Annotated in this window: 1 protein-coding gene; it reads right to left on the bottom strand. The window is 32.5% G+C overall.

All coding sequences use genetic code 11. From position 1 onward, the window contains the following. Nucleotides 1-14 precede the first annotated feature (14 nt). Nucleotides 15-926 (bottom strand): IS982 family transposase, encoded by a 912-nt coding sequence (locus AC0NBN_RS16745; RefSeq protein ID WP_160813885.1) that lies wholly within the window; start codon nt 924-926, stop codon nt 15-17. Nucleotides 927-1,030: the final 104 nt, after the last annotated feature.

The raw sequence follows: 1,030 nt of genomic DNA, 5'->3' as shown, positions 1-1,030 counted from the left end.
AACGTGAGTTCGATTTAAGCCGCAATCAATCTATCTTGATCAATAATGTCGCCCTTGGTGTTTATTGATGGTTTTTTATCAAAGAACGAATAAGCTGCTAAAGCCGACAAAATATTCAGAATAAAGTTATCAAAACTTCTGTGACGGGTATGTTCTATTTGACAAATATTCTTGAGTTCATCGTTTACAGACTCTATCAAAGCTCTTTTTCTGAGCATAATTTTGTCTTGTAAAAGCATCAAAGAATTTTTCATATTCTTCTTTATTTTCGTGATGAGATGAACTCCATCAATAAAAAGCTGTTCAAACAAATCCTTCCCAATATAACCTTTGTCACCAAATAGTTTTCCAAAAATCCATTTATGCAAATCCATACTTTTCAGTGGTTCTCGGTCATCTACATTTCCTGTTGTTAGGATAAAATCTAAAACTTCTCCTCTGTCATTAATAATCAAATGAAGTTTAAATCCATAAAACCACCCCAGAGAACATTGTCCTTTTTGGGCAATGTTTTTAAAGGTTTTATGCTGTTTTTCTCTTTTTATATGGCACGCTCTGATTGGCGTGGAGTCGATAAAAGAAATACCTGTACATTTTCCCAGACACATCATTTTCACAAAAACAGCCATGGGAACATTCACTTTCTTTTGGAGTTCTACAAAACGATTGTAGGAAACTGTTACGGGGAATTCTTTCTTCATATGTCTTTGCACGTAGCCCTGGTAAAAGTGCTTGAGGTTTTTGAATGCACCGTAATGAAACAGGATCATAATAGTCATTACTTCACTTTGAGACAGGGCAGATGTTCGGTTTCGGATCTTAATTTTCGGATCTTTCAGAGCATAATCTTTCAGAACACTATTAAATTCTTTAAAAAACTCATCAACAATGTAATAAATAGTTGTAATTTTATCATCAGAAATCATAGCAGAAATTTTAGTTAAATATTTGAATTTCAATACCTTAAATATACTAATTTTTCTGCTTTTTTGTATCATAAATTTATTTATTCTTATCCCGAACTCACGTT

The sequence above is a fragment of the Chryseobacterium sp. L12 genome (assembly GCF_056133985.1).
This window is presented reverse-complemented; position numbering and strand designations above follow the sequence as displayed.